The sequence below is a fragment of the Dokdonella sp. genome (genome assembly GCF_019634845.1).
GTDB lineage: Bacteria > Pseudomonadota > Gammaproteobacteria > Xanthomonadales > Rhodanobacteraceae > Dokdonella_A.
The window spans coordinates 1-5,307 of record NZ_JAHCAQ010000027.1 but is presented as its reverse complement, the minus strand read 5'-3'; the positions used below and the strand labels follow the sequence as shown (position 1 = coordinate 5,307).

General features: G+C 67.8%; 3 protein-coding genes. 1 reads left to right on the top strand and 2 read right to left on the bottom strand.

Annotated elements, in window-relative coordinates:
- Nucleotides 1-110: 110 nt before the first annotated feature.
- Complete coding sequence (locus KF903_RS14255) at nt 111-521, bottom strand: DUF6326 family protein (RefSeq protein WP_291216224.1); 411 nt, start codon at nt 519-521, stop codon at nt 111-113.
- Between the two features lie 93 nt (nt 522-614).
- Nucleotides 615-2,618, bottom strand: a complete 2,004-nt coding sequence (locus tag KF903_RS14250; RefSeq protein WP_291216221.1) for a hypothetical protein — start codon at nt 2,616-2,618, stop codon at nt 615-617.
- On the opposite strand from KF903_RS14250, the gene KF903_RS14245 reads away from it, so the two are divergent.
- Entirely contained in the window at nt 2,502-5,213 is a 2,712-nt protein-coding gene (locus KF903_RS14245; protein WP_291216218.1) for a tetratricopeptide repeat protein, read from the top strand. The genes KF903_RS14250 and KF903_RS14245 overlap by 117 nt on opposite strands.
- Nucleotides 5,214-5,307 lie beyond the last annotated feature (94 nt).

Below are 5,307 nucleotides of genomic sequence, written 5' to 3'. Positions count from 1 at the left end.
CCCGCGCAGGGCCAGGCGTGGCTGTGCTGTCCGCCGTGCTCAGTGCTGCGCCGGGCGCGTGCCGCAGCGCTGCGACTGGACCCGGCGGCGCCGGCGCCGGACCGGCTTGGTCACGCGCGCCTTGGCCAGCGCCACGCGTACCAGATCGTGAGCACACCCAGTGCGATCTCAACCATGCCCAGAACGATATAGAACCACCATGCTCCGGGCATGGTCAGCAGCATGATGACGATGTAGAACAGGGCCAGCACGATGTTGAGCCAACGGTTCAGCCTCGGTGGCAGCACCAGGCACAGGAAAACCATGAGCCCGGGGATCGCCAACAGGATCGAGGTCGCCACCAGCGTGCCTTGGCTCGTGGCTCCAATCGGCCCGTCGCCGGCAAGCATTCCCCGCAATTTGCCTGGCACGTAGAGCCCGAAGTAGTCGCCGTAGATGTAGCAGAACATCAATGCCGCCCACAGTGCGGCCAGTTTGTGCTTCACGTGCACGGCGAAATCTTCAAGTTGCGTTGAACTCATTGGCTTTCCCAGTATCGGTTGCAAGGTCGGATCTCACGATGCGCGGCGCCAGTTTGTGGCGTCGCGAAGCGCACATTTTCGATAGCCACCACTTCAATCGTCAAAGCCATCCGTGAAGATGCGATCGGTCGGATCGGACGGGATCGCCATGGCGCGCACGCTGCCATACGTCGCCGTGGTGACCTGGACCAGCACGCTGCCGTCGGCACCGACCCAGGAGTCGGAGCCGCCGCCGTACAGCGCCGGTCCGGAGTCGTCGACGCCGAAATCCACCACCGTGTCGGCGACAAGTCCTGTGCTGGTCGGGACCGCTACGGTCTGGCCGGCGGCGAGGACGCGGCGCGGCGCCTGTCCGCGCCTGAGGAGCCACAGCGCATGTTCGTTGTCGGGATTGGTGTAGGCCGCGGCGAGGATGTCGCCGTTGGACAGGATTGCGCTGGCATGGATGCTGTGCCACATGCGGCCTTGTTCAGGCCCGTAGGCACCCGCGAGATCGAACAGTGCCACCAGTTCCGGTGCGGCGCCGGCCCTCACGCGCCACAGGCCTTGCTGCGAAGCGCCGTCCCCGGTGCGGGTATTGGCAATGAATGCGCTCCACGCTCCGGCCGACATCAGGGTGCCGGTGTTGAACGAGGTCCAGACCGCGTCGAGAAAGTGGGGGCCGTGCTGACCGGCGGCGTCGTTCATGGCCAACGGGCGATTGGCCGTGCCGTCGTTCCAGAACAGGCCAGCGCGACTGGCATCGTTGGCAGTCGGGCGATAGTTCGCAAAGAAGGTGACGTTGCCTTCCTCACCCGGTCGCGGCGTGGTGAAGCCACTGGTGAAGCGCGCCGTGGCCAAGCCGATGTCCGGGCCGAGCGCGTCGGCGCGACCGCTGGCTGCGAGGGGACGCGGCGCGCCGTCGCACACTTCCCACACGCCTTCGCCACTGCTCGCACTGAACGCACCATAGACTCGATTGGTTGGCGTGATGGCGATCGAACCCAGGCCCCACGAGGCATTGAAATAGTCGCCCGCAGTGAGATTGGGCGCGAGATCGCGCGCGGTTGAACCGCGCAACATGCAGGGCTGGTTGCCTTGGCCGGGCCGCGACTGGACCAGCAGGCGGTTGGGCTGACCCGACGGCGAGGTCACATCGGCGTTGACGAGGACGCGGCCCCCGTTCATCGCACGGGCGGTGAGGGACGAGCCTGACTGATACCTCCAATCCGTACCCATGCCAGGACCGAGGGCGCCATCGGTGAGGATGCGCACGACTTCCACGTTGGCCTGCTGGTCCCAGCGCCACACGCCCCACGTCGCCGCCGCGGGATTGGCTGCAGGGCCGGCCTTGGCGACGAACACGCGCTGCCCATCGACACCGGCATCGCCGAACCCGGACGAATAGTCGAGGAATACATGGCCAGCCTCGCCGCCGCTGCGCCCCGGTCCAGCCGCGTCGGTGACCCCTTCCTTCATGTATTGCACCCACACGCCCTGGCGGAGAGCCCAATAGCCCTGCTGGCCGCTCGTGATCATGCGCACGCCAACGCGCGCCGCACCGGCATCGCCGAGCAGAACGTCGCCATAGTTGCGAGCCGTGGCAGGCAATCCCGGCACGACGACGCTCGAACCCTTGCCGATGACGGCCTGCCACGGGATGCCCTGCGCGCTGGCGTGGAGTGCCGGGACGGCACAGGCGATGGCGAGAGTCAGCAGAACTGGACGAAGCCTCATTTGACGGTTTCCTTGAAGGTGGTCTCGAGCGGACATCGGCGCCGCTGCGCCAGCTGATGAGCCGGCGCCCGGCGGGGCTGCGCACCGTAGCCGAAGTTGCCGCCCGACGGTGGCCATGCAGGCCACGGTTTGGTAACGGTTTGTCCACGCGTCGCTCGCGCTGCGCCCATCCACGCCCGCAGGCCGCTCGTGTATCCTGCTGGCCAGCCCGCCAGCAATCGGCGCGTCGGGGTCTCGTGCCCCCGCGCTGCCTCCCGACGCCGCATGCACGATCCCGCCCAGCCCGGAGCCCGCTGCCACCTGTTCCGCTTCGGCAGCGCAGAATTCGACGAAGCCAAGGTCGAGCTGCGCGTCGCCGGTCTGCGCGTCGAGATCGAACACCGTGCGCTGGCCGTTCTCGCCTACTTGTTGCGGCATGCCGACGAGGTGGTCACCAAGGAAGAACTCCTGCGCGATGTGTGGTCGGGCCGGGTCACCGTCGACAAGGTGTTGCCCAATGCGATCGCCAAGCTGCGCCGGGCGCTCGGCGAGAGCAATGCGCAGCATCTGGTCACCCACGCGCGGATCGGCTATCGCTTGGTCGGGCCCGTGTCGCGTACTGCGGTCGGCAATCGGATCGTCAGTGAGCTCAGACTGGCCGCTGGCGACGCCGTACCGGGCCGCGAGAACTTCGTGTTGCGGCGTCAGCTCGGTGCGCGGCGTGATGGCGAAGTCTGGCTCGCCGAGCAGCCGCGCACGCATGCGCTGCGCGTGTACAAGTTCGCGGGCGGGGGCGAACCGCTGCGCGCGCTCAAGCGCGAGGCGACGCTGCTGCGCGTGCTGCACGAAAGCGCCAGCGACGATGCCGGGTTCGTCGCCATCGTCGACTGGAACTTCGAGCAACCGCCATTTTTTCTCGAGTGCGGTTACGGCGGTGACAACCTGCTCGATTGGTCGCGCGAACATTTGGCCGCGACGTCCACCGATGAGCGCATCGCACTGTTTGTCCAGCTTGCCGACGCCGTGGCCACGGCACACGCGGTCGGCGTACTGCACAAGGATCTGAAGCCGGCCAATGTCCTCGTCGCCCCTGAGGGCGGTGGCTGGCACGTACGCCTCACCGATTTCGGCAGCGGCCGCCTGCTCGACCCGGAGCGGCTTGACGAGCTCGGTATCTCGCGACTCGGGATGAGCGTGACCCAGAGCGCCGTCACCGATGGCGACCTGGGGACGCCGCTGTATATCGCACCGGAAATTTTCAGCGGTCAATCGCCGTCGGCGCGAAGTGACGTGTTCGCGCTTGGCATCATGCTCTACCAGCTGCTTGCCGGTGATGTCACCCGCCCGATGACCTCGGGTTGGGAGCGCGACATCGACGATCCGCTGTTGCGCGACGACATCAGCACCGCCACCGACGGCGATCCGCAGCGGCGCCTGAGCGGGGCCGCTGAACTGGCTGCCCGCCTGCGCACACTCGACGCGCGTCGCACGGCGGTCCGTCAGGCGCAAGCCTGCGAGGCCGAGGCGCGGCGCGAACGGATCGCGCTCGCGCGCAGCCGCGCCCGACGTCCGTTCGCAATCGCCCTCGGTGTCGCACTGGCGGCCGGCTTGGTTGCCGCGTTGGGACTGTGGTTTGCCGCCTCGCGTGCGCGCGACGAGGCCCGGCTTGCACTCGCCCGCGCCAACGCCATCAATCGCTTCCTCAACGAGGATCTGATCGGACGCTCGAATCCACTCGTGTTGTCGCAGGGCGGTGGTGCGTCGCTGAAGGAACTCCTGCTGGGTGCGCGCCAGCGCATCGCCCAGCGATTCCAGGCGCAGCCACTGACCGAGGCATCGGTGCGCGCCAGCCTGGCGACACTCTTCAATACGATCGAGCTGCTCCCCGAAGCCGAGACCGAGGCGCGACGCGCCCTTGAACTGCGGCTTCGCGAACAGGGCGAGGACGCACTCGACACCCTGCGTGCGCGGGCGCTGCTCGCGCGCCTGCTCGCCCGCACCTCGCAGTTCGAGACGTCGAAGGCGCAGATCGACGCGCTTGCGCGCGCAATAGGCGACTCGCGCGATCCGCAACGGCGCTCCCTGCTCGCTGCGGCGAGCGCGACATGGGCGATGAACCAAGGCGAGTATGCAGCCGCGCTGCCTGCCTACCAGGAAGCGATCGCCGCCCTGCGCCTTGCCGAACCCGACAACAGCTACATGCTCGACTCCCTGCGCATGGACCTGATCGGCGTGCTCACCCAGACCGGACGGCTGGAGCAGGCTCGCCGCGAAGGCGAGACGCTGATCGCCGAGGTCAACGCACGCGACGATGACAATGGCCTTGTCGCCGCGTTCGCCGAGGCGCAGGTAGCGCGCACCTACACGCTGGGCGGTGATCCCGATGCAGCCGAGGCTCGACTGCTGCATGCGCAGGGCCGGATCGTGGCCCTGCTCGGCGAAGGCCACACGCGCAACCTCATGATCCTCGGCGATCTCTACTCGGTCGCCATGCAACGTCGCGACTGGCGCAAGGCGATCGACTACGGCCAGCGCGCATACGCCGGCCTGCGTCAAAAATTCGGCGACGAGCACAACTTCACCAACATCGCACTCGCCAACCTGGCTCAGGCCTACTACGAAGACACGCAGACGCAGGAAGCCGTGCCACGACTGCAAACGGCTTACGCTCGCCTCGGCGCGCAATTGTCCGCGCGCAATCCCCAGGTGCAGGCGACGGCGTTCTGGCTTGCTGCCGCCCTCATCGACGCCGGCTCGACCGACGCGGCATCGATACTCGTCGACGGCCTCGACGCGAAGGCACTCCAGGCCGTGCAGGCCGATGGGCTGTGGCTGCTGCGTCTGGACCTGCTGCGCGGCTTGATCCTTGCGCAGCGCGGCGATGTCGCCCGCGCGACCACACTCCTGCGCAGCGGTGTCGATGGCCTGGTCGGCCGCGATCCGTCCGACTCTCGCCTGCTCGATCAGGCCGCGCTGGTGCTCGCGGCGCGACATTGACGCGCGCTGCGTCGAAGCAGCCTGGACGACGCCCAGATCGAGCGCATCGCGGCGTTGGCGCGCGCCGGCAAGGTCGCGCGCGTAGCGGTGTGAA